23 protein-coding genes are annotated in these 20,180 nt (G+C 65.3%); 9 read left to right on the plus strand and 14 right to left on the minus strand.

Going from position 1 to position 20,180, the window contains the following annotated elements; genetic code table 11:
• Nucleotides 1-25: 25 nt before the first annotated feature.
• Entirely contained in the window at nucleotides 26-889 is an 864-nt protein-coding gene (locus ASC68_RS24195) for a LysR substrate-binding domain-containing protein (RefSeq protein ID WP_055885324.1), read from the minus strand.
• 94 nt (nucleotides 890-983) lie between these two features.
• On the opposite strand from ASC68_RS24195, the gene ASC68_RS24200 reads away from it, so the two are divergent.
• From ASC68_RS24200 to ASC68_RS24210, 3 genes are all read left to right on the plus strand, one after another.
• Nucleotides 984-1,994 (plus strand): putative sulfate exporter family transporter, encoded by a 1,011-nt coding sequence (locus ASC68_RS24200; RefSeq protein WP_055885326.1) that lies wholly within the window; start codon nucleotides 984-986, stop codon nucleotides 1,992-1,994.
• 163 nt (nucleotides 1,995-2,157) lie between these two features.
• Entirely contained in the window at nucleotides 2,158-2,886 is a 729-nt protein-coding gene (locus ASC68_RS24205; RefSeq protein WP_055885328.1) for a PIG-L family deacetylase, read from the plus strand.
• Between the two features lie 232 nt (nucleotides 2,887-3,118).
• Nucleotides 3,119-3,496 (plus strand): DUF2147 domain-containing protein, encoded by a 378-nt coding sequence (locus ASC68_RS24210; RefSeq protein ID WP_197421392.1) that lies wholly within the window; start codon nucleotides 3,119-3,121, stop codon nucleotides 3,494-3,496.
• A 79-nt stretch (nucleotides 3,497-3,575) separates the two neighbouring features.
• Here the strand turns inward: ASC68_RS24210 and ASC68_RS24215 are convergent, their stop codons facing one another.
• The 8 genes from ASC68_RS24215 to ASC68_RS24250 all read right to left on the minus strand — a co-directional run bounded on the left by ASC68_RS24215 (nucleotide 3,576) and on the right by ASC68_RS24250 (nucleotide 12,375).
• Nucleotides 3,576-3,956, minus strand: a complete 381-nt coding sequence (locus ASC68_RS24215; RefSeq protein WP_055885332.1) for a RidA family protein — start codon at nucleotides 3,954-3,956, stop codon at nucleotides 3,576-3,578.
• Between the two features lie 114 nt (nucleotides 3,957-4,070).
• Entirely contained in the window at nucleotides 4,071-6,176 is a 2,106-nt protein-coding gene (locus tag ASC68_RS24220) for an autotransporter outer membrane beta-barrel domain-containing protein (protein ID WP_055885334.1), read from the minus strand.
• A gap of 218 nt (nucleotides 6,177-6,394) precedes the next feature.
• A complete protein-coding gene (locus tag ASC68_RS24225) occupies nucleotides 6,395-7,315 on the minus strand; it encodes a BadF/BadG/BcrA/BcrD ATPase family protein (protein ID WP_082528442.1) in 921 nt (306 codons plus the stop codon).
• A 6-nt stretch (nucleotides 7,316-7,321) separates the two neighbouring features.
• On the minus strand, nucleotides 7,322-8,158 hold the full coding sequence (locus ASC68_RS24230; protein WP_055885339.1) for a carbohydrate ABC transporter permease: 837 nt from the start codon (nucleotides 8,156-8,158) through the stop codon (nucleotides 7,322-7,324).
• Nucleotides 8,155-9,048 carry a sugar ABC transporter permease gene (locus ASC68_RS24235; protein ID WP_055885342.1) on the minus strand — a complete coding sequence of 298 codons (894 nt, stop codon included), beginning with the start codon at nucleotides 9,046-9,048 and terminating at the stop codon, nucleotides 8,155-8,157. The genes ASC68_RS24230 and ASC68_RS24235 overlap by 4 nt, the downstream gene beginning before the upstream one ends.
• Before the next feature lie 75 nt (nucleotides 9,049-9,123).
• On the minus strand, nucleotides 9,124-10,368 hold the full coding sequence (locus ASC68_RS24240) for a sugar ABC transporter substrate-binding protein (protein WP_055885345.1): 1,245 nt from the start codon (nucleotides 10,366-10,368) through the stop codon (nucleotides 9,124-9,126).
• Entirely contained in the window at nucleotides 10,365-11,330 is a 966-nt protein-coding gene (murQ, locus tag ASC68_RS24245; RefSeq protein WP_055885348.1) for an N-acetylmuramic acid 6-phosphate etherase, read from the minus strand. The genes ASC68_RS24240 and murQ overlap by 4 nt, the downstream gene beginning before the upstream one ends.
• 25 nt (nucleotides 11,331-11,355) lie before the next feature.
• Nucleotides 11,356-12,375, minus strand: coding sequence for a Gfo/Idh/MocA family oxidoreductase (locus ASC68_RS24250; protein ID WP_055885350.1), 1,020 nt, complete (start codon nucleotides 12,373-12,375; stop codon nucleotides 11,356-11,358).
• 342 nt (nucleotides 12,376-12,717) lie between these two features.
• On the opposite strand from ASC68_RS24250, the gene ASC68_RS24255 reads away from it, so the two are divergent.
• The gene (locus ASC68_RS24255) at nucleotides 12,718-13,794 is read left to right on the plus strand and encodes a GntR family transcriptional regulator (RefSeq protein ID WP_082528443.1); all 1,077 of its coding nucleotides are present in this window, start codon (nucleotides 12,718-12,720) and stop codon (nucleotides 13,792-13,794) included.
• Nucleotides 13,795-13,824: 30 nt separating this feature from the next.
• Entirely contained in the window at nucleotides 13,825-14,382 is a 558-nt protein-coding gene (locus ASC68_RS24260; protein WP_055885354.1) for a GNAT family N-acetyltransferase, read from the plus strand.
• A 30-nt stretch (nucleotides 14,383-14,412) separates the two neighbouring features.
• Here the strand turns inward: ASC68_RS24260 and ASC68_RS24265 are convergent, their stop codons facing one another.
• The 3 genes from ASC68_RS24265 to ASC68_RS24275 form a co-directional block, all read right to left on the minus strand.
• On the minus strand, nucleotides 14,413-14,988 hold the full coding sequence (locus ASC68_RS24265; protein ID WP_055885356.1) for a TetR/AcrR family transcriptional regulator: 576 nt from the start codon (nucleotides 14,986-14,988) through the stop codon (nucleotides 14,413-14,415).
• Between the two features lie 68 nt (nucleotides 14,989-15,056).
• Nucleotides 15,057-15,443, minus strand: coding sequence for a hypothetical protein (locus ASC68_RS24270; protein ID WP_055885361.1), 387 nt, complete (start codon nucleotides 15,441-15,443; stop codon nucleotides 15,057-15,059).
• A 127-nt stretch (nucleotides 15,444-15,570) separates the two neighbouring features.
• Nucleotides 15,571-16,977, minus strand: coding sequence for an MFS transporter (locus ASC68_RS24275; protein WP_055885362.1), 1,407 nt, complete (start codon nucleotides 16,975-16,977; stop codon nucleotides 15,571-15,573).
• Nucleotides 16,978-17,104: 127 nt separating this feature from the next.
• Between ASC68_RS24275 and ASC68_RS24280 the strand changes: the two genes are divergently transcribed.
• From ASC68_RS24280 to ASC68_RS24290, 3 genes are all read left to right on the plus strand, one after another.
• Nucleotides 17,105-18,064 carry a LysR family transcriptional regulator gene (locus ASC68_RS24280; RefSeq protein WP_055885365.1) on the plus strand — a complete coding sequence of 320 codons (960 nt, stop codon included), beginning with the start codon at nucleotides 17,105-17,107 and terminating at the stop codon, nucleotides 18,062-18,064.
• A gap of 175 nt (nucleotides 18,065-18,239) precedes the next feature.
• Nucleotides 18,240-18,632: a VOC family protein gene (locus ASC68_RS24285; protein ID WP_055885368.1), complete on the plus strand. Its 393-nt coding sequence runs from the start codon at nucleotides 18,240-18,242 to the stop codon at nucleotides 18,630-18,632.
• A gap of 3 nt (nucleotides 18,633-18,635) precedes the next feature.
• A complete protein-coding gene (locus ASC68_RS24290; RefSeq protein WP_055885371.1) occupies nucleotides 18,636-19,046 on the plus strand; it encodes a GNAT family N-acetyltransferase in 411 nt (136 codons plus the stop codon).
• 21 nt (nucleotides 19,047-19,067) lie between these two features.
• Here the strand turns inward: ASC68_RS24290 and ASC68_RS24295 are convergent, their stop codons facing one another.
• The gene (locus ASC68_RS24295) at nucleotides 19,068-19,313 is read right to left on the minus strand and encodes a KTSC domain-containing protein (RefSeq protein ID WP_055886190.1); all 246 of its coding nucleotides are present in this window, start codon (nucleotides 19,311-19,313) and stop codon (nucleotides 19,068-19,070) included.
• Nucleotides 19,314-19,376: 63 nt separating this feature from the next.
• Entirely contained in the window at nucleotides 19,377-19,607 is a 231-nt protein-coding gene (locus ASC68_RS24300) for a DUF2442 domain-containing protein (RefSeq protein ID WP_055885373.1), read from the minus strand.
• A 221-nt stretch (nucleotides 19,608-19,828) separates the two neighbouring features.
• Between ASC68_RS24300 and ASC68_RS24310 the strand changes: the two genes are divergently transcribed.
• On the plus strand, nucleotides 19,829-20,116 hold the full coding sequence (locus ASC68_RS24310) for a hypothetical protein (protein ID WP_055885379.1): 288 nt from the start codon (nucleotides 19,829-19,831) through the stop codon (nucleotides 20,114-20,116).
• The last annotated feature ends 64 nt before the right edge of the window (nucleotides 20,117-20,180 follow it).

A 20,180-nucleotide genomic window follows, 5' to 3' on the forward strand; every position in this document is an offset into this window, starting at 1 on the left:
GGGCGCTCAACGGCGCCCACCCACCTCATTCGCGATCCGGCTCCCGGCACAGCGCTTCGAATCGTGCCGCAGCGGCCGAGAGGCGGCGTTCGCGGTGGCGGAGGATCGAGAACTGCCGGGGTGGCAGCTCGATATCGAGCACCTGCAGCTCGCCGCTTCTGACAAACGGGGCGACCACCATCTCGGAGAGGGCGGCGGCGCAACTGCCCGAGCGGACAGCGCTGAGCACGGCCTCGTTGGTGGGCAACACCAGGGCAACCTGCAGTTCGGCCGGATCATAGCCGGCGGCGCGCAGCCCGGCTTCGAACACTGCCCGCGTGCCTGAGCCGCGCTCCCGCATGATCCAACTGAGGTCGCTGAGTGTCGTGCGAGCACCTGCTGTCGCAACCACCACCAGCCGGTCTCGCACCACCGGCGTGCTGGCCAGCACCGGCTCGTCGATACTGCCTTCGACGAGGCCGAGTTCCGCTCGTCCGTCGACCACGGCCGCAGCGACGGCGCTGGTATTGCCGACCTCGAAATTGATTGTGACGCCGGGGTATTGCCGCTGGAAGGCCAAGAGGCGCGGCGGCAGCCAGTAGTTGGCGACGGTCTGGCTGGCCAGCACGTCGAGGATACCAGTCCTGAGGCTGCCCAGTTCGCTGAGCACGGATTCGGTGTTGCGCACCTGCGCCAGGGTGAGCCGCGCCTCGGCCAGCAGCACGCGCCCCTCACGGGTGAGCTCGATCCGCCGCCCGACGCGATCGAACAGGCGCACATCGTAATAGGCCTCGAGCGACTTGATCGCCGCGCTCGCCGCCGACGGCGAGAGGCCGACGGCATTGGCGCCCTGCGTCAGGTGCTCGCGTTCGGCGACGGCGATGAATATCGAGAGCTGCTCCAGCGTCATCGTGCGATCCAGCAGAATGAAACATGCATTTCTATGTCATTATTCAGAATGATCGCAATGCCTATGCTGTCCGCGACTTGGTCTGGAGCATGCTGTGCTAGCGAGGCGGAAAATCGTGGCTGTCCTGCCTGGGCTGGGACTGGCCCTGGGCGTGACGGCAGTGGCCCTGGGCGCGGAGGCGCTGCAGGAGCGGTTGCTGGGCGCGCGCTGCGTTGATGGCCTGGTCATCGCCATCCTCGCCGGCACGCTGATCCATACACTGATGGGCCTCGCGCCACGCTTCGTCGCCGGCGTACAGTTTGCCTCGAAGACCATCCTGGAAATCGCCGTCGTACTGCTGGGTGGCACGATCAGCGCAGCTGCCCTGGCGCAGTCGGGCATCGAACTGATCGCCGCGGTGGCGGTGGTGGTGCTGCTGGCACTGACCACCAGCTACCTGGTCGGCCGTTGGCTCGGGCTGGACGAGCGGCTGGCGACGCTGGTCGCCTGTGGCAATTCGATCTGCGGCAACTCGGCGATCATGGCGACGGCGCCGGTGATCGAGGCGCCGGCCGAGGACGTCGCCGCCTCTATCGCCTTCACCGCGGCGCTGGGTATCGTGGTGGTGCTGCTGCTGCCGCTGGCATTCGGCGCGCTCGGGCTGACGCAGTGGCAATACGGCGTGGTTGCCGGCCTCAGCGTCTACGCGGTGCCGCAGGTGCTCGCTGCGACCGGGCCGGTGGGCGTGATGAGCACGCAGGTCGGCACCCTGGTGAAGCTCATGCGGGTGCTGATGCTGGGGCCGGTTGTGCTGTTCGTCGGGTTGCGCCACGGGCGGAAGGGGGCGGTGCGACCGTCCTTCTCACTGCTGCTGCCCTGGTTCATCACCGGCTTCCTGCTGATGATGGCGGCCCGCTCGCTCGGGCTTTTGCCGGAGGCGACGTTGCAGCCGCTGCAGGCGGCCTCGTCGCAGCTGACTTTGGTCTCCATGGCAGCCCTCGGCCTGTCGGTCGACCTGCGCAGCGTGCTGTCGTCGGGCGGCCGGGTGCTGGCCGCCGGCTTCATCTCGATCCTGGTGCTGTTGGGCCTCGCGCTGGCCACAGCGTTGATGCTGCAGGCCGGCTAGCCGGCCGGGGACTCGATTGGCACGACCGACGCAATCTCCCGCCGGCACACCCATCAGCAGGCGCGGCGTCATTGCAGCACACATCGGGTTCATATACGGGCTACCAGCAGAGCCGCCGGCGCCCCAGGCGAAGATTACTGTCCGTCTGGCAAAGGACAATCGAATGGCAATGTCTTGGGCCCCAAACGGCAATATTTACCTTTCTCCGCATCATGACGACATTGCCTTCTCGCTTGGCGCGCGGATTGCGGCGGAGCCTGGTGGCCGGCTGGTGAACCTCTTCACACGCAGCGGTTATGTCGCCGGCGCGCCGCTCGCCTTGCCCCCGGATGTCGCGACGATCGAGCGGGTCACCACGCTGCGGGTCGCCGAGGACATGGCGTTTGCCGAGCGCTTTCGGTTGGAGCGGATCGATCTGGGGCTGGAGGATGCGCCAGTGCACGGCCGTTCGCCGTGGGACCTGGATGGACTGGCTGACGACATCGTGCAGGTGCGGGCGCCGCTGGCCGAGCTGTTGCGGGAGACTGAAGGCGCCCGGGTGTTCTGCCCCGCGGCGATCGGCGGGCATGTGAACCACCTGGCCGTACGGGCGGTGGTGATCGAGCTGCTGCCGGAGCTGGAGCGGCGTGCCGAGGTGCTGTTCTATGAGGACCTGCCTTATGCCAGCTCGAGCCGGGCGCGGCGGCATTGGCTGCCGGATTTCAGGGCAGCATTGGGCGTCCGGCGACTGCGGCGACGCACCTCGGCAGCGGGACCCGAGAAGCTGGCGGCGGTGAACCTCTACCCTAGCCAGCATACCAGCACGGTGATCTCGTTGCGGCAGTTCTCGCCGAGGACACTGTGGCCGATCGGGCCGCATGAGGCGGTCTGGCGGGCGTTCACGACTTCGTGATCGGAACTTTATCCCCGCCTTGCCGTTCCGCCAAGGCGAGATTGTGGCAGCGCGGCTGCTCGCAGACTCCTGACGCGTAAAGCAAGTCAGCATCGCTGCCATTTCAGGGCCCGTGCCTCGCCGCAAAGATGAACGGCAGATGAACGGAGCCTTTATTCAAGATTCAGCCAAAGTTCCCCTTTATCCGGCCAACCAACCGAACCGACCCGAAATTTTCCGGAGACGCATGACCATGCACCTCGCGACCAAACTTGCCGCCGCCGTGTTCGCCACCCTCTGTGCCGCGGCCCCCCTATACGCTATCGCTGCCGATCCGACCGGCACCTGGCAGGCCGATGACGGCAAGAGCCGTTACAAGATCACCGAGTGCGGCAGCGGCGCCCTGTGCGCGCGCCTGATCTGGCTGCGCGACAAGGATGATGTGAACCGGCAATACCTGAACCAGGTCATCGTGCAGGGCACTCAGTCCTCCGACAACAAATGGACCGGCACGGTCAAGAACGCCGGCGACGTCTATTCCGGCACGATGATCATGACCGGCAGTGACAGCCTGAAGGTCAATGGCTGCCAGGGCGTCTTCTGCCAGACCGTCAGACTTAGCCGCGTTTGAGGCGCTGCTTGAAATAGGCAGCCTTCAAGAACTGCCGTACTTGAAACCCGCGCCTCCGCCGGCGCGGGTTTTTTGTTGCCTACGCCTCTGCGATCATGGCGATCGAGATCTTGAGGCCAGGCACCCGAACCGGCAGCTTGGCGCCCTGCCGCGCCGGCGGATCAGCCGGAAACCACTTCAGCCACTCCTCATTCATCCCGGCGAAGTCGTCCTCCTCGGCGAGGATGACGGTCGCGCTCACCGCCTTGTCGAGGCTCGTGCCCGCGGCCGCGAGGATGGCGCTGATGTTGCGCAGCGCCTGGGCGGTCTGTTCCCCGATGGTTTCGCCCACGATCTTGCCGGTCTCAGGCGAATAGGGGGCAGTGCCGGAAACGAACACCAGCCCGGCGCTCTTTACCGCATGGCTGAAATAGGGGGATGGCTTGGGCAGGTGTTCAGAAGAAACGATGGTGCGCGGCATCCGCTTGGCCTCCAGCCGTGATCTCGGACGCGGATAGCGAGCGCGCCGTGAACCGTGGCTGAACGGCTGAGGAGCAGCCCGCCGAACCGTGTCGGCGGGCTCTCGTGCTTCTGGCTAGAGCTTGCCCCGGATCCCGGCGGTGACGCCGAGGCTGTAGCTGTCGCCGAGATGGTTGAGGCTGCTGCCGAGATTGGCCTCGCCATAGAGCGACAGCGCGTCGCCGGCCCAGTTGACCGAGCCGCCGAGCCCGATGCTGCCCCACAGCGGGTCGACCTTGCTGCTCAACGTGTCGCCACCGACGCTGGTCGACGTGCCCTGAAGGAACTCATAGGTCAGGTTGGCGATACCGTAGAGGCGGGTGCTCCCCGTCTCGCCGGCCGCGTCCTGCCACTCGCTCTCGTGGTCGACCGAGAGGCCGAGGCGGCCGAGCAGGCTGTCGCCGCTCTGGAGCGCTACGGTCGAGCCGTAAGAGACGAACTCGTTGAAATCCACCGCGGAATAGGCGAGCTGTGCCTGCGGCGTCACCGACCAGTTGTCGCCGAGCGCCACCTCCTGGCCGGCCTCGAGGCTGAGCGCGTAGCCGAACCCGGCATTGCCGGAGACGATGGTAGTGCCGAGGGTCTCCGAGTCCAGCGTGCTGTCGAACCAGGTGAGCTTGCCCTGGCCATCGAGATAGAAGCCCTCGTCGCCGTACCAGGTGAGCGTGGCGCCGAGGCCATAGCCGTTGCTCGCCACGCTGCCGCGGCCCGAGGCCGAGCTAATATCGGCGGAGATGATGCCGAACTGCGCATTGACGCCTGCGACCAGCGTTCCCGCGTCGGACTGGCTGAGCACGCCATCGAAGCCTGCCTGCAACTGCCAGGTGGTGACGTCGTAGCCGGCGCCGGTGCTCGAATCCGGCGCAATCGAGACACGGCCGGCTTCGATGCGGCCCCAGAGCCCGTTGCCATCGGACATGGTGCGGTTGCCGATGCGCTGCAGGAGGCTCTCGGTGGTGTTGAAGGCCTGCAGCGCTGCGCCGACATAGGCTTCGATGACAGGGGCGGCCGGCTGGAACACCGGCCCGTCGTCGATAATGTTGCGCAGGTGCCAGTCGCCATCGTCAACGTCCTGGTAGAGGCCGTAGAGATAAGCGCCGCCGATCACCGCCTGCTCGCCGTTGTGGACGATGTCGCCGCTGAGGTTGAAGGTGCCGGCAGAGGTGCCGCCAACCTCGATGATCCTGATGCCGGTGGTGGTCACACCGCCGACGCCACCGATATTGGTCACCTTGACGTCGGTCGTGCCGCTGGTGTTGCCGTTGACGACGAGACGGCCGGTCACGGAATTGTCGTCGCCGAGGGCGGTCTGGATCTCCAGCAGTCTGCCGGTGCCGATATGATCGCCGGTGAGGACAAGGGTGCTGTTGATGCCGATCCGGGTATCGCCGGCATAGGTGCCGGCACCGGTAAGAGTAAGCGTGCCGGGATTCGCACCGCTGTTCATCACGCTGAGATCGCCTGCGCCGCCGAATCCAACGGCGCTGATCGCGAAACCGTTGGTGTCCACGGTCAAGCCGCCCGCCGCGATGGTGAGTTCGTTGACGGCCAATGTGCCGGTGAAGGTGGCAGTGTTCGCCAGCGCGCGAAGCGTCGCATTATCGAACGTGAACAGAGCGCCGCCAGCGCCTTTGGTCAGGCCGGTCGTTTCCAGCACGCTGCCGCCGTTTACGTTGACCGATCCAGTGCCAGCAGCATTGAAGCCGAGGCGCACGCCGCTCAAGGCAGTCACGGTGCCACCGGACCAGATGTTGAGCGTACCCGAACCGGTGCCCCCTACAGTCAGTTGCCCGCTGGTTGTCCAGTGCGAGCCGCTTCCGGTCACGGCGACGGCCGCAAGGCTTCCATTTGCCGCGCCTATCGCCGCAGTCGAGCTGGAGAGCGTGCTGCCGTTCTTGACGGTTAGCGAGCCGCTCCCGTTGAGGATGACACCGTTGGTGGCACCAGACACCGCACCGCTGTCACCCAGCGCTGTAGGGCTGGCGATGGTCGTACCATCGCTGCTGTCCGGAACGCCGTTGGTCCAGTTCGATGCGTCTGTCCAGTCGGTGCTGGTCGCTCCGGTCCAGACCGTCTGCGCCGCGGCCGGCGCTGCAACAAGCATCACGATCATGCCGACCGAGGTGGCAGCCAGCGCCCTCTTGGTGGTCGCAGCCGAGAGGCAACTCAGATGGCGTAGCAAAACGTCTCGCTGCTCCGATGCAGCGCCTCTATCAATGATCACATCATTCCTCGTTAGTTGACGAGCGGCCTCGCCGGTGGTCTGCCCCACGTATCGCCAAGCTTAGGCGCGATAAATCGCTCAATCTGGGCAATGACTTATTCGCAATGACGACAACGTTAGCTCATGCTGGCCGCCTTGAAAATGACGTTATTGATCACAGTTTCGACGACTTTCGACTAAGCTTGCAGGGCGACGCCCAGCGTGTTGGTTTGTAGCCGCGCTGCAGCCAGTGCAGCGTCAGTGCGGCGGACGTGAACTGTCTCCGCGGCAAGCATCCGGACGACCTGCTCTCTCACGACCAGATGCAGGTCGAGCACCCGGCCCACCAGCGCAACCGGGAGGCTGCCCGCGCGCCCGACAAGTGCGGTGGCGAGGCGAGCCAGCTCGGTGCCGGCGGCCCGCAGGATCGCCGCCGCCGCCGCATCGCCGTGGGTGGCGGCGCGAGCCACGGCAACAGAAAGCGTGCCAATGCGGCCGCGGTCGCCGCCATAGACGTACTGGCGTACATCATCCCAACTGTTGCCGCCGATGGCGCCAAGCAACTCCTCGGCCAGCACCGAGTCGGCGCCGAATGAAGCGTGGCGGTCGTACCCGCGGAAGATGTGATCGAGGGCCCTGAGTGCAATCCACGCGCCTGAGCCGGCATCGTCGATCAGGATGCCCCTCCCACCGACGCGGATTCTCGATCCATCCGCCGCAATGTGGAGCCCGAACGAGCCGGTCCCGGCAGACACCAGGTGCCCCTCGCCCGGCGCGAACTGCTCAAGATAGGCGAGCGTCATGTCGTCGACTGCGAGGACACTCGTATGCGCAAGCGCCAGCGGCTGCGCCAGCACCGCCTTGACCTCGTCGGCAGCGCCGGGTCCAAACCCGGTCAGGCCGGCAATGACTCGTTCGGCGACCAGGCCCTGTTGCGCCAAGGCCTGGGCGGCGAGATGGGCGGCAGCGGATAGGCGGTCGCGTTCGAGCGGGTCGAACACGCGGCCCGATGCCCCGCCTGTTTCACCGCGAGCCACCACCGCGCCGGAGGGGTCGCACGCGACCCAACGGCTAGCCGTCCCGCCGATGTCCAAGCCAAGCCGAACCGGGATGCCCACGAGCCCCTAGCCCTTGACGGCGCCGGCCGACAGCCCGGCCACCAGGTAACGCTGTACCACCAGGAAGAAGGCCAGTGCGGGCAGGGCGAAGATCACTGCAGCCGCCATCATCTGACTCCAGTCGAGCGTATACTCGCCGCGGAACGAGGTGAGGCCCACCGACAGCACCCACTGGTCCTGCGAGGCGATCAGCGTGCGGGCGAGGAAGAACTCGTCCCAGCCCGAGATGAACGACATCGCGACCACCACGACCAGGCCGGGCAGTGATAGCGGCAGGATCACCCGATAGAAGGCGCCCAACTGCGAGCAGCCGTCGATCATCGCCTGCTGCTCGATTTCGACCGGGATCTGATCGAAGAAGCCTTTCAGCAGCCAGATGGCAAGCGGCAGGACGAAGGCGGTGTCGGCGATCGCCAGACCGACAAGGCTGTTGTAGAGCCCGATCTGCTGGAAGATCACGAACAGCGGCACGACGATCAGCGCGGCGGGTAGCAGTTGCGAGAACAGGATGATGACGGTGAACACCGAAGTGGTCCTGGTCTTGAAGCGTGACAGCGCATAGGCCGCATTGATGGCGATGATGCTCGAGAACAGCGAGGTGCTGCCGGCAACGATCAGGGTGTTCAAGAGCCAACGGCCGATGTCGCGCTCCTCGAAGATGGTCCAGTAGGAGTCGAGGCTGAACCCGCTCGGGATCAGGTTGGGCGGCCAGGTGAAGATGCTGTCGGTTTCGACCGAGGAGACGAACATCCAGTAGTAGGGAAAGAACACGATGGCTGCGAAGACCAGCGTCAGGGCAAACCAGAATGCGTTGAGGATCGACTTCTTGCGCGCCGGGGTCATTTGGCCTGGTTGCTCCGCATGATGCTCCAGAAATAGACGAGGCTGAAGGCCAGGAGGATCAGCAGCAGCACGGTGCCGACGGCGGCAGCGTAGCCGACGCGCTGGTACTCGAAGGCGGTATTGTAAGTGAGAACGGACAGCGTTTCGGTCGAACGGGCGGGGCCGCCGCGGGTCATCGCATAGATCATGGTGACGCGCCGGAACGAGTTGAGGATCAGCAGCAGGATCAGGATGACGTTCACTGACCTGAGGCCGGGAAGCGTCACATGCACGAAGCGCGTCCACGCCCCGGCGCCGTCCATCTTGGCGGCTTCGTACTGCTCCTCGGGAATGGTCTGCAGGCCGGCCAGGAGGATCAGCATGGCCAGGGGGAACTGTTGCCAGGCAGTTAGTACGACGAGCGCAGGCAGGGCGAGGTGCGATTGCGACAACCAGGCCTGCGGCTGCTCGATGACCCCGATCATCACCAGCAGGTAGTTGCCGACGCCGAACTGCGGGTCGAGCATCCAGGCAAAGATCAGGACCGCGACAACCTCCGGGATCGCCCAAGGCAGGATGAAGATCGTTCGGATGAAGCCACGGCCCTTGAAGTCGCGGTTGAGCAGCAGCGCGAAGCCAAGGCCCAGGGCATAGGTGCAGATGACCGAGGCGGCGCCGTAGATTGCCGTCACCCTGAGCGAATTCCAGAAATATTCGTCCTGGAACAGGGCATTGAAGTTGGCGAGGCCAATGAACTTGCCCGCGGAGTAGTTGAGGATCCGAGTGTTGAAGAAGCTCAGGGCGACGCCCTGCACGATCGGCCAGATCAGGATCACGGCCAGCAGGATCGCCACCGGCCCAAGCAGCCAGATCGGTAGCCAGTTGATGCGTTGCGTCATAGGTCTCGGCATTGGCGTTCTTCATATTGGATCGAGGGGCGTTTCGGGGCGGCCTGCGCCACCCCGAAACACGGGGGTTGGACGTTGCTAGAGTGTCGCTTTCCAGTTCTCCAGCTTGCCCTGCAGGCCGTTGAGCCCGTCCTCCACCGAGGTCTTGCCCGAATAGATTTCAGACAGGGCGTCGACCACCATCTGACGGAACTCGGCAGCCTGGATCAGGTAGCCCGGAGGGGCGTAGCCAATGCCGCCCGGATACTGGGCCGCGATGTCGGCCATCTTGCCGACCCAGGCGTTCTTGGCGAGGAACTCGGGGCTGGCCTGCACCTTGGTGCCGGGGATCTGCAGCAGGTCCTCGAGCCAGTGACGCTGCGCGTCTTCGCTGAGATAGGCGGTCAGTAGCTTGCAGGCCGTTTCGGGGTTGGGCGACTTGGCCGGGATCACGTAGAAGGCGCCACCGGTGATCGCCGCGTGGGTCGGCGTCGGCACCACCTCGAAGTCGATATCGGCCATCATTTCGGGTTTCTGGCTCTGCACCTGAGTCATCAGCCAGGGGCCTTCGAACATGATTGCGACCTTGCCGTCGAGGAACAGATCCCGCGCCTGGATCACCCCGAGGCCGACCGGAGCGAGTTGCTCATCCATGAAGCGCTTGATCCAGCCGATTGCCTCGACGTTCCTTGGGTCATTGGCCGTGATGGTGCCATCGGGCTGCGACCAGTCCGAACCAAAGCCGAGCACCCACTGCATCGAGTTGATGTAGACGTGCAGCGGCGCGGCCATGTCGTTGCCGAAGGCATAGCCATAGGCGCCGGTCTTCTCCTTGACCGCTTTGGCTGCGGCGTAGAGCTCTTCCACGGTCTTGGGCATCTCGGTGATGCCTGCATCGGCCAGCAGCTTCTTGTTCACCACTACCGACCAGGGGCTCATGGTGAGCGGCACGCCATAGGTCTTGCCGTCGACCTGGGCAAAGCTCACCGAGGGCAACAGGCGGTCACCGAAGCCGCCGTCGGCGATGCACTGGTCGAGTGGCGCGAGCGTACCGGCGTCGATCATCGGCGGGAGCATGGAGGTGAAGGCGGTCATCAGGTCGGGAACCGCGCCGCCGGCGATTTGGGTGGTGACGACCTTCTCGAAATCGGCAGACGGGATCTGGGTTGGGGTGACCTTGATGCCTTCGGCGGCCTCGAACTGGGCGGTGTTGGTCTTGAACCAGACGCCCACATTGCCCTCTTCCCACATCCAACTGGGCACGCTGAGGGTCTGCGCCTCGGCGGCGCCTATGCACAGGCTCAACATCACGGTTGCTGCCGCGGATAACAGAATGCGCTTCATTTGCTAGTCTCCCTTGCTTGTAGTGATTGGGGCCCCCGCCCCGCATCAATGCCCGCGTCCAAAGCGACGCGGAGAATTCCCCCGGCATCCACCAGTCGTGCCTTGGCCTCAGCGGTGGGGAGGCCTGACAACCGGACGAAGATCGCGAGCTTGGTGTCATGCCCGGCATCAACCAGAGCCTCGCCGGCCTCGGCGATCGAGCACCCGGTGGCCTGCGCCACGATGCGCACCGCACGAGCCCGCAGCTTCTCGTTGCTGGCCCTGAGGTCGACCATGAGGTTGCCGAAGGCCTTGCCCATCTGCACCATGCTGGCGGTGGTCAGCATGTTGAGGATCAGCTTCTGCGCCGTACCCGACTTCAGCCGGGTCGAACCGGCCAGAACTTCCGGCCCCACCTCGGGGGCGATCGAGATATCCGCCTCGTGTGTCATCGGCGAGCCGGGGTTGCAGGTGACTGCGATGGCCGTCGCCCCGAGGCTCCGCGCATAGCGCAGGGCTGAGGCGGCATAGGGTGTGCGGCCCGAGGCGGCGAGCCCCACCAGCACGTCCTTGCAGCTGAGCGTGATGCGCTGCAAGTCGGCCACGGCGGCGGCTTCGTCGTCTTCGGCCCCTTCGACCGCGTGACGCAGGGCATGGTCGCCGCCGGCGATCAGCCCCACCACCATCGATGCGTCGACACCGAAGGTGGGCGGGCATTCGGATGCATCCAGCACGCCAAGCCGGCCGCTGGTGCCGGCGCCGGCGTAGACCAGCCTGCCACCCTCGCCAAAGGCGGTAACGATACGCTCGACCGCCACCGCGACCTCGGGCAGGACCTTGGCGACCGCAACCGCAACGGTGCGGTCCTCGTCGTTCATCGCCTGCACCAGCTCAATGGCGCTCATGCGGTCGAGACGGTCGGTGCGGGGGTTGCGCGCCTCCGACACCAGGCCATCCAGCTCCGACAGTAGCCTCGGTTCCACCTTGCTTTCCTCCCGCGACACCGTTCTAGACCGACAGCTGCACCGGCTGGCCGAGGCGAGCCGCCTCGATCAGGGCGCTGATGATCCTGGTGTTGGCGAGGCCATCCTCGCCAGTTGCCAGTACGGGCTTGTCGTGCAGCACCGCCTCGACGAAGTGCACCACGGCGTCGAGCACGAAGCCGGTCAGATGCGGCCCGAACGGGGGTACCAGCATGTCCGGGAAGGAGCCCTTTTCGCTGGTATAGAGTTCCATGGTGCGGTTGTGCGACCCGTCGATATTGATGGCGCCCTTGCTGCCGAGTAACTCGAGCTTGAGGTCTTTTACCGTGTTGTAGGTACGCGGCAGGATCCAGGCGTGTTCGAACACGGCGACCGTGCCCTTTGCATACTCCACAGTGGCGACATGGAAGTCAGGCGCATCGACGCCCAAGTCCTTGAGTACCCCGTCGCGCGAGACGACATAGGCGCGCACCGGCTTGTCATCGAGAATCCAGCCGACGACGTCGATCATGTGGCTGCCCAGGAACCACAGGGCCGACGAATTGCTCGACCACTTCAGCATGTCCTGCGGCACGGCGACGGTGTTGCTCAAACGCGCGTAGACGTAGGACGGCTTGCCGATATCGCCGCGCGCCAGGGCGTCGCGTGCCGCCACCATCGGGGGGTTGGCCCGGTTGTGGAAATCGACCATCAGCTTGACGCCGGCCTTGCGGGCGGCCGCGATCATCGCCTCGGCGTCCTCGATGGTCGTGGCCAGCGGCTTTTCGACCAGGATGTGCTTGCCGGCTTCGACCGCGGCGAGGGTGGCGGCGCGGTGGGCGTGATCGGGCGTGGCGATCGAGACGGCCACCACCTCGGGATCGGCGAGCACCTCGTTGATATCAGTGGTGTACTTGCCGGCGCCATAGGTCTCAGCGATGCGCTTGGCGCGAGCCTCGTCGAGGTCGCAGACGTACTTGAAGTCCACCAGCGGATGGCGGCTGTACGCCTGAGCGTGCCTCTCTCCAAACAACCCGGCACCAACCAGGGCAAAACCGTTCTTCATAGTTTCCTCGTTTCGACATTCAGCGGCGCTTTTGGGTCGCCGGGGACTTCACTTCCAGAATTCGATATGATACCGGTATTATATCGCGGTATCAGGCGCAGAGCGAACAGTTGCGGCAGAAAGTATCGATCTCCGGAGGCTGGTTGCGTCGCTCCATCTCGCGCGGGATGGCGCGACTTGCCTGCGGCTGCGGGATTCCTCGGGAAACTTCATGCGCCCCACCCGGCGTTGCGTATTCCGTGCTATCCGCGGGGGAACTGGTGACCTCGTACTCGGTCATTCCTCCCTCGCGGTCTGATTGTGGTATGATACATGTCTTACAAAACTCGTCAATAGAGCGTCATGGATAAGACCGGTACTCTTGTTGGTCTGCTATTGGAGCGGATCGAAAGCGGCGAATACCCGGCCGGCGAAGCTGTGCCCTCTGAGCGACAGCTCGGTGAAGAACTCGGCCTGTCGCGTACGACGATCCGCCGCGCCATCGACGACCTGGTGCAACGGGGGCGGTTGCAGCGCCAGCCGGGGCGCGGGACTTACGTTACCGGCGGCAGCGCGCCCGCCGAGGCGGTAGCCGGCGCCCAGCGCATCGTTTCGGTGATCATTCCGACATTCTCGAACCCGTATTACGGCGAGATGGTCAACGGCATCGAGAAGGAAGCCCGGCGCTACAATCTGCGCGTCATGGTAGGGCAGTCCGAATACTCGACTGCCAGCGAGAGCTTGCAGGTCGGCCAATCTGCCGCCGACCCGACGGTGTGCGGTGCGCTGGTTGTGCCCAACTCGGTCGAGCAGTCTTCGAGCGGCGTGCAGCAGTTCATCGCTGCGGGCAAACCGCTCGTCTATATCGGCCGCTGGCCCAGGGGAGTGAACTGCGACGGGGTCTGTGTCGACTACCGTATAGCCGCCCACCAGGCGGTCGAGCACCTGATCGGGCTGGGTCACCAGCGGATCGCCTATGTGGAGGGCCTGCCGCACCTGCCGGGGTTCTCGCCGTACGACGGCTACGCCGACGTATTGCGAGAGCATAAGGTTGCTATCAAGCCGGAGCTGGTGCGGTCTTACGATCTGCCATCGGAGGCCGCGGGCCAGCAGTCCGTAGCCGATCTGGTCTCGCGTGGAGCGGAGTTCACGGCGATCTTTGCCCGCAACGACGTGACCGCGATGGGAGTGATTCAGGGCCTCCGCCAAGCGGGACTGCGCGTGCCCCAGGACGTTTCGGTCGTTTCGATCGCCAATAGCCTGTGGTCGCGTTCGCTCGACCCACCGCTGACCAGTGTTAACCCACACCCGGGTGCTGTCGGGCAGCTTGCCATGCGCATGCTGTGCGATCGGCTGGAAGGCACCTATACCGGGCCGGCGATCCGCACGACCGTGACGCCCGATTTGATCGTTCGGGCGTCGACAGCTGAACCGTCATAGTTGGCTGGCGAAGCAGGATAGAGGATCGACATGGCAGCGATCAGCATCGTCCCGTTCACCGATCTCAGCTCGTCGCAGCGGGAAACCGCCGCCGAGATCCTGGTCGCGGCGCTGGCGCATGTGCCGGCCGCCTGGAAGACGCTGGACGAGGCGCGCGAGGAGATCGAGAAGCTGATTGCCGACCCGGAATGGGCTGGCCTCGCGGCGGTGGAGGGCGATGCGGTTTGCGGCTGGGTCGGCGCGATCGCCAGCTATTCACACGCTTCGGAGCTTCATCCGCTGGTCGTCGCGACTGATCGGCAGGGGCAGGGGATTGGCAGCCAACTGATCGTCGCCATCGAAGACCGGGTCCGCGCCACCGGCGCGCTGACGTTGTTCCTCGGCAGCGACGACGATTTCGGCGGTACCACGGCGTTCGGCGCCGATCTCTATGCCGATACACCTGCCATGCTGCGCGAGCTGGCCGCCACACCGGGCGGCAAGCACCCGCTCGAGTTCTACCGAAAATGCGGGTTTCGGGTGATTGGGTTTATCCCGGACGCCAACGGCCTCGGAAAGCCCGACATCTGGCTGGGGAAGCGCCTGTAGGACCGGACTCGTCGTCGTGAGGCGGTCCCCTCACCTCGGTTGCAGCGACGCCAGATAGAACTCCAGCATCACTGCAAGTGGCGCAGGGTTACGTTTCAGGCGGCTGCGCAGAGCCGCGCCTTCCCAGCAGTTGACCAGCAGCTCGGCGAGCTCGCGCGTGTCGCTGTCGGGAGCAATGCTGCCATCGGCCTTGGCGGCGTCGAGGCAGAGCTGCAGGCGATCGGCGATCGAGGAGAAGCACCACTCGATCTTCTGCCGGAAGGTGTCGCTGACTCCGGAGAGCTCCTGACCAAGGCCGCCCATCAGGCAACCGAGATAGCCCTCGCGCTCGTAGGAATTCTCGACGTTGCGGAAGAACGTCCGTATGCGGTCGAGCGGCGCAAGCGCCGCGTCGTGGACACAGCTGTCGAGCACGGCATGCACATCGGCGACATAGGCATCGACGACCTGGAGGGCGAAATCCTCCTTGTCGGCGAAGTGGTGATAGAATGACCCTTTGGGCACGGAGGCGGCATCGAGCACCGCCTGAATACCGAGGCTGTTGTAGCCCTGCTGCAGCAACTGCTGCAGCCCGACATCGATCATCCTTCGCTTGGTGGAATGCATGATCTGCGATGACCGCGTTCGATTCACGCGGTCACCCTGCGCGCTCGCCTGCCAATATCCAAGTGCTCTCAGCCCGAGGTCCGGGCGATCATGTGGTCGATCACCTGACTATGCTCGTGCTCGGGGCTGAACATGATGATGCTGGCGTCGCAATCGACCCGCACATTGTGGCCAGGCGGCCAGTAGAACAGGTCGTTCTCCTCGACGGTTTCCTCGTTGCCATCAGCATCGGTGGTGGTGAGCCGGCCGCGCAGCACATAGCCCCAGTGCGGGCATTGGCAGAGGTTGCCATCGAGGCCCTCGAACAGTGGTGCGGTGTCGACCCCGGCGCTGAGCGTGAAATGCTCGCCGCTGATCCGGCCATAGCCGCTGACATCGCCGAAGCCGCGCCGCTGCCGGATGATCGCGCCCGGCAGTTCCAGCCGGATTTCGACGTCGCCTTTCGAAACGTGCATCCTCTCCTCCGTTAGACCGAGTGGTCTAGACTGACTGGTCTAATTGTGAGATCCCACGGAGTCAATCGGCTGGAGTGGCGAGGCCGAAAATGTGATCGGGGAGGCGTTGATGCCTCCCCGATGGTCCTTATTCCGCCGCCTGCGGTACGGCGCTGGGGACGCGGCTGGTCGCCGACCGCGGCCCCACTGCTGCGATCAGCGTGGTGACCACTGCCAGCGCCGCAACGAACGCTCCACCGGCAATGTAGGGCTCCCAGCTGAAGCCCGGCGCTGCCGTGAAGATGGCGGAGACCGCCGCGAGGACAATGCCGCCGCCGATCTGGAACGAGGCGAACAAGAGCCCCGAGGCAAGGCCCGACTTGTCGTCTTCGACGTCGGCGAGGGCCGCGACCTGCACCGAGGGGTAGGTGGCGGCGTAGCCGAGGCCGAGGAACAGCTGGGTGATGATGACCAGGGCGATCGGATCGAACCGCCCGATGGCCAGCACCCAGAAGACGTAGCCCACCGCCTGCAGCGCCACGCCGATGGCCATCACCTTGGTCGTGCCGTTGCGTTGTGCCACGCCGGCGAGGCGCGGGGCGAGGAACATCACGCAGGCGCCGCCGAGTGCGAAGCTGAAGCCGGTAGCGAAGGCCGACCAGCCATAGACATGCTGGTAGTAGAGCGTCGCGAGGAACTGGAAGCCGACATAGACCCCCTGGAACAGCGCGGCGACGATGTTGGCGTGGCTGAGCTTACGCCGCTTGAAGATCGACAGCGGCACCATCGGATCGTGATGGCGGGCCTCGACGACAAGGAAGATGACGATCAGCGCGATGGACGCGGCCAGCGGTCCCCAGGTGAGCGGGGCGGTAAAGCCGGCGGCCGAGGCGTTGGTGACGCCGAACACGAACAGCAACAGGCCCGGCGTGATGGTGATGGCGCCGGCCCAGTCGAACGAGGCGCGTGACTTGCCGCTAGCCTTATCAGGCGGCAGCACGAACGGCGCGATGAGCAGGACGAGGATGGCGACCGGCGCCGCCATCACCAGCGTGGCGCGCCAGGTGAAGACGGTGACCGCGCCACCCAGCACCATGCCGAGCACGAACCCGGCAGCCCCGGTGGAGGCGAAGAGGCCAAGCGCCTTGGCCCGGGCCTGGCCCTCACCGAACACGCTGAGCAACAGGGCGAGCGCCGCTGGCGCAGTGAAGGCGGCCGCAATGCCCTTGATCAACCGGGCGGCGATCAGGGTCGGACCAGAGTCGACGAAGGCGCCGGCGATCGAGGCGGCGGCGAAGATGCCGAGCGCCCAGAGGAAGACGCGACGGTGGCCGAAGATATCGGCGACCCGGCCGCCCAGCAGCAGGAAGCCGCCATAGCCCAGCACATAGGCGCTCACTGCCCATTGCAGCACATTGGGCTCGAGCCCGAGTTCGGCCTGGATGGCGGGCAGGGCGACGCCGATGGTGGAAACGTCCATGGCGTCGAGGAAGTTGGCGGCGCAGAGCAGGAACAGAGCCAGCCCGGCGACACCTCCGATCTTGGTAGAGGTCATCGAAATTATCCCTTTCGCAATGCCGCCGTCGCGTGAGGGAGGAGCGCCGGCCGGCAGAGGGAGCGGAAACTGACGAGCTGCCATCCATATTGCAAATTGATAGTGATCATGCGAGGTATCACTGGCAATGATGAATGATACCGCCCTCCGCAAGATCGATCTGAACCTGCTGCTGGCCTTTTCGGTGCTGATGCAGGAGCGCAATGTTAGCCGCGCCGCCGAGCGGCTGCTGCTGGGTCAGCCCGGCCTCTCGGCGGCGCTGAAGCGGCTGCGCGAGGCGCTGGACGACGAGCTGTTCGTGCGGGTGGGGCGTGGCTTGCAGCCCACCCCGCGGGCCCTCGATATCGCTCCGGCGATCGAGGACGCGCTGGGCTCGATCGAGCGGGCCATCCGCATGCCGGATGCGTTCGACCCGCTCAGCTATGAGGGCACTTTCCGCATCGGCATGTGCGACAACCTCGAAACCGCGTTCTTCGGGCCGCTGGCGGCGCGGATCCGCCGCGAGGCGCCCAGGGCGAAGCTGGTTTCGGTGGCTTCTCACACCCACCACCCGGGCCAGCAGCTCGATGATGGCGATTTCGATCTCTCGGTCTCGGTGCACCCCGAGCCGGCCTCGTGGCATGTGCGCCAGCCGCTGTTCCACCAGAGTTCGGTTTCCATCTATGATCCCGATCAATTGAAGCTGACGGCACCCCTCACCTTGGCCGATTTCACCCGCGAGGCGCATATCGCGGTCTCCTTCGAGGGCGACATGGCGGGCGATGTCGATGCGGCGTTGAAGAAGGTTGGGCGGACCCGCTCGGTGGTGGCGACAGTGCCACGGTTTTCGGCCCTGCCGACGGCGCTCAGCGCCATGCCGGCGATCGCCACCATCCCCGAATCGATCGCCCGCTGCATGGCATCGCTGCATGGCCTCGCCATCTCAAAACCGCCAGTGGAGCTCGAGGCCTCGCCGGTGTCGCTGCTCTATCGCCGGGTCGACCGGGCCGACGGCCGCGCCCAGTGGTTCCGCCGGGTGTTCGTCGAGGTGGCGCGCGAAGCGCTGAAAACCAGCGGCTGCAGCTGCGATATTGCGGTGGCGGCTTGAGGCTGACCGTGCGTAGGCTGGTGGGCCGGCGAGGGCTGCCCCCCACCCCTGTCCCCTCCCCGCAAGGGGGAGGGAGACGCTAGTCTCGATATCAGTGTGGGGGTCTCCCTCCCCCTGGCGGGGAGGGGACAGGGGTGGGGGGCCACACGCACCGGATGCAATGGAGGCAAACAGTATGACCGACACCGTCCGCGAACTGCGCCTGGTGATCACCGTCGACGATTTCGAAGAGGCGCTGGCGTTCTGGCGGGACAGCATGGGGCTGAAGGAGCAGATCTCGGTCGGTGACGATGACGGGCATGTGGCGATCCTCGGCGCCGGGATCGCGACGCTCGAGATCAGCGACAAGAAGCATGCCGAGTTCATCGACAAGATCGAGGTCGGCCGAACCGTCGGCGGGCAGTTCCGCGTGGCGCTGCGCTTCGACGACGTGCCCGCGGCCACCGACCGGCTGGCGGCGGCGGGAGCCAAGGTATTGGGGACGCCACGGCCGACGCCCTTCCGCTCCACCAACTCGCGGCTCGAGGCGCCCGATGGCGTGCAACTGACCTTGTTCGATGCGGAGTGAAGCGTGAGCGACTACCAACTGATTGAGCGGATCCCGACCATTGAGGAATATCGCGAGCTGCGCCGGCTGTCGGGGCTGAGCGGCAAATCCGAGGAGGCAGCGGCACGCGGTCTGCCCAACACCATCCATGCGGTGGTGATCGAGCACGCCGGCGAGACCATCGGCATGGGCCGGGTGATCGGCGACGGCGGCACCGCCTACCAGGTGACCGACATCGCCGTGCTGGAAGCGCATCGCGGCAAGGGGCTGGGCAAGCAGATCGTCGCGGCTTTGGTCGATTGGCTCAAGGCCAACGCGCCGCCGACCGCCTATGTCAGCCTCATCGCCGACGGCCCGGCCAAGGCGCTCTACGCCCAGTACGGCTTTGCCGAAACGGCGCCAAAATCCGTCGGCATGTACCTGTGGGTGAAGTGAAGCGGTCGCGGTCCTCGCACCTCAGCGGGCGGCGACATGCGGCTGCAACCGGGGGCGCGGCTCCGCCCGGTCCGATTGGGTGAACGGATAGCTGTCGCGGATATGGGCGTTGAAATACCGCCCCTTCGATGGCGAGAGCCGGAGTGCGTCGTACTCGACCGCGGGGACTTCGAAATAGTCGTAACGGCGGCCCGAGGGGCGGAACCAGACCGAGAGCGTCTGGGTCTCCGGGTCGTAAGCCATGTCGGCGATCACGGTGGATGGCATGTGGAATTCCTCCATGCCCCTCACAACGCGCCGCACGACCGTCCGTTGCCCAGTTGGCGGGGGCTATTCCAGCTCCGCCACCGAAATATCGACGTCGAGGTCGGGCCAGCGCAGGCCCGTGCCGCCCTCGGTGAAGCGCCAGTTGAGGCGGGCGGCGGGCGGACCGTCGCGGAGGCGGGGATAGCGGGTGAGCGGAGCGATCAGCTCGCGCCCGTCCTCGAGTTTGACTTCAAGCGTAGCGGTGCCGAAGCGGACGTCGATGGCCCGGGAGCCGGTCTTGGTCGTCGTGCTCATTGGTCCTCCTCCTCAGAGCATCCAAGGCGCTGTCCGGCAGGATTGGAGCCTCCCGCCTTGAAAGCGCAACAGATCAAGGCCAGCCTAGCTGCGTTCCGGCGAGTGGAGAAGGTGCGAACTGCGGCTGTCCCGTCCATCGCCAGCGCCATGTCGGCGCCATCGTGATTCCCTTCCGGTCCCTGTTCATCCCACATTCAGCCATCTTCCCGCATAACCCTCCGATGAAACAGAAACTGACATTGGCGGCCGGCGTATTGACGCTGGGGCTGGCGTTCGGTGTTGCCGCTCCCGCGGTGGCGCAGGAATGCCTGTCGAAGCGCGAGATCCAGCAGATGATCGACAATGGCGAGCTGGTGCAGCTGTCGCAGGCGATTGCGCAGTCGGGCGTCGACGGCAAGATCATCAGTTCGCAGGCGCGCGTCTGCATGGTTGGCGGCCAGTGGGAATGGCAGGTCAACGTGATGGACGAATATGGCGAAAGCAAACCTGTGAGCTTGCCCGCTCAGTGAAGCCTCACATAAAATCAACGTCGGACACTTCTCGCGCGTAGGGCCGGCCGTTGCCGGGCGCGGG

The sequence above is a fragment of the Devosia sp. Root105 genome (genome assembly GCF_001424865.1).
GTDB lineage: Bacteria > Pseudomonadota > Alphaproteobacteria > Rhizobiales > Devosiaceae > Devosia_A.